The sequence below is a fragment of the Azospirillum sp. UFLA03-27 genome (assembly GCF_059803775.1).
In genome coordinates, this window is sequence record NZ_JAUQTX010000438.1 from 1 (window position 1) to 2,692 (window position 2,692).

At 69.3% G+C, this 2,692-nt stretch carries 3 protein-coding genes; all 3 read left to right on the forward strand.

Annotated elements, in window-relative coordinates; all coding sequences use genetic code 11:
- Positions 1–1,384, forward strand: a 1,384-nt coding sequence (gene hemN / locus Q4I23_RS31985) for an oxygen-independent coproporphyrinogen III oxidase (protein WP_498528908.1), incomplete at its 5' end; no start/stop codon positions are given.
- A gap of 157 nt (positions 1,385–1,541) precedes the next feature.
- Complete coding sequence (locus Q4I23_RS31990; RefSeq protein WP_454018807.1) at positions 1,542–2,162, forward strand: glutathione S-transferase family protein; 621 nt, start codon at positions 1,542–1,544, stop codon at positions 2,160–2,162.
- Positions 2,163–2,170: 8 nt separating this feature from the next.
- Positions 2,171–2,635: a protease complex subunit PrcB family protein gene (locus tag Q4I23_RS31995; RefSeq protein WP_498528909.1), complete on the forward strand. Its 465-nt coding sequence runs from the start codon at positions 2,171–2,173 to the stop codon at positions 2,633–2,635.
- The last annotated feature ends 57 nt before the right edge of the window (positions 2,636–2,692 follow it).

Below are 2,692 nucleotides of genomic sequence, written 5' to 3' on the forward strand. Positions count from 1 at the left end.
GGCCTGCGCCACCGCCCCGACCGCCCCGCTGAACGCCGCCCTGCTCGCCAAGTACGACGGGTTGCGGGTGCCCCGCTACACCAGCTACCCGACGGCGCCGCACTTCACCGCCGCCGTGGGGGCGGAGCGCTACGCGGACTGGCTGGCGGAGCTGGACACGGCGGCCCACACAGGGTCGCTGTACCTGCACGTGCCCTTCTGCGCGAAGATGTGCTGGTACTGCGGTTGCCACACCAAGATCGTCGCCCGCTACGCTCCCATCGCCGAGTATCTCGGCCATCTCCGGCGCGAGATCGGCATGGTCGCCGACCGCATTACCGGACGGCTGCGGGTGCGGCACATCCATTTCGGCGGCGGCACCCCGACCATGATGGCGCCGGACGACTTCGAATCGCTGATCGCCCTGCTGCGCGAGCGCTACAACGTGACGCCGGACGCGGAGATCGCGGTGGAGATCGATCCGCGCACTCTGACCCGCGAGATGGCCGAGGCGCTGGGCCGCGCCGGTGTCAACCGCGCGTCGCTCGGCGTGCAGGACTTCGACGCCGCGGTGCAGGCCGCCATCAACCGCATCCAGCCGCAGGAACAGACCGAGCAGACGCTGGAGTGGCTGCGCGCCAACGGCATCCGCCACATCAACCTCGACCTGATGTACGGCCTGCCCAACCAGTCGGTGGAGAGCGTCGCGCGGTCCGCGGAGATCGCCCTGACCATGGCGCCGGACCGGCTGTCGGTCTTCGGCTACGCCCATGTGCCTTGGATGAAGACTCACCAGAAGAAGATCGACGAGTCGGCGCTGGCCGGCACGCTGGGCCGGTGGGAGCAGTTCGCGTCCATCGCCAGTGTGCTGACCGACGCCGGTTTCCAGCCCATCGGCCTCGACCACTTCGCCCGGCCTGACGATGAGCTGGCCGTGCAGCAGGCCGAGGGGCGGCTCAGCCGCAACTTCCAGGGCTACACGACCGACGACGCGGAGGTGCTTCTGGGCTTCGGCGCCTCCTCCATCGGGGCGCTGCCGCAGGGCTATGTGCAGAACGCCGTTCCCTTCGACCAGTACGCCCAGGCCGTCGAGGCCGGACGGTTCCCGACCGGCAAGGGGCTGACGCTGACCGCCGACGACCGGCTGCGCCGCGACCTGATCGTGCGGCTGATGTGCGACCTGTCGGTGGACGTCGGCGCGGTGGCCGAGGCCCATGGGCTGGCCGCCGGGACCTTCGACGCCGACCTTGAGGCCATGGCCGATCTGGTGGGCGACGGGGTCGCCGTGGTGGAGGGCCGCCGCGTCCATGTGCCGGAACCCGCCCGCCCGCTGATGCGCATCGTCGCCGCGCGCTTCGACACCTATCTGTCCACCGGCGCCGGGAAGCACAGCCGCGCGGTGTGAGCGTGATCCCCCTGTGATCGGCAGGAAAAAGGTGTGATCGGCAGGAAAAAGGACGCTTTTTCCTGCCTCTGGCCTTCCGCGTGCAAATCGGCGAAACTGGTGCCTGTTGAATTCTTTGCGGACGCGGCAAAGGAACAGGCTCCAGGGACGGGCACCGATGATCACGCTCTACACCTTCGCCTCGCCGAACGGGCAAAAGGCTTCGATCCTGCTGGAAGAGCTGGGTCTCACCTACAAGGTCCACAAGGTCGACCTCGTGGCCGGCGAAGGCCGTCAGCCCGACTATCTGGCGGTCAGCCCGATCGGCAAGATCCCCGCCGTCGTCGAGGATTTGCCCGGCGGCAGGAAGCGCCGCCTGTTCGGGTCGGGGGCCATCCTGCTGCACTATGCGGAGCGCACCGGCCGCCTGCTGCCTGAGGACGAGGACGAGCGGGCGGAGGCGATGAGCTGGCTGATGCTGGGCGTCAGCGACCTCGGCCCCTCGGGCTTGAGCAAGTTCCGCTTCGCGGTCATGGCGCCGGAGAAGATCCCCTACGCCATCGACTATTTCAAAGGCGAGCTGCAGCGCATTCACGCCGCGATGGAGGAGCGTCTGGGCGGGTCGGACTATCTGGCCGGCGCCACCTACTCCATCGCCGACATCGCCTGCTTCCCCTTCGTGGCAGTGGCCGCCAAGGCGGAAGGCAACGTGCTGGACCGCTACCCCAACCTGAAGCGCTGGCACGACGCGGTCGCCGAACGCCCGGCGGTCAAGCGCGGCATGGCGGTGCCGGAGTGAGCCGCTGCATGAACCGCCCGACCGCCGGCTTGCTTGCCCTCGCCGTGACGCTTCCCCTTCTCGGCGCCTGCCAGACCGCCCCGGACGGGACGGAGCCGCAGGCCCTGCTCCCCGCCGACGCCGATCCCGGCACCTATTGGCAGGGCGATCGCAGCCAGGCTTACGAGCGCGCTTATGTGGTCGCCCGCAACCCGCAGGAATGGAACGATCTCTGGGCCCGCGTCGGCGAGGCCGCGCCGGGGCCCCTGCCCGGCGACCGCATGGCCGCGGCGGTCTTCCTCGGCCCGCGCGACACCGGCGGCTACGGCGTGTCCATCGTCAGCGCGCGGGCGGCGGGCGGCGATGTGGTCGTCGGCTACCGCGAGCGGGTTCCGGGTCCGGCCCAGGCGGTGGCGCAGATGCAGACGTCGCCTTATGCGGTGCGGTTGATCCCGATGGCGGCTGGGGCGGCGAAGTTTCAAAGGGAGAAGTGAGGGGCCGGTTGCGTATCTGTCTCTTATACACATCTGACGCTGCCGACGATTATACGC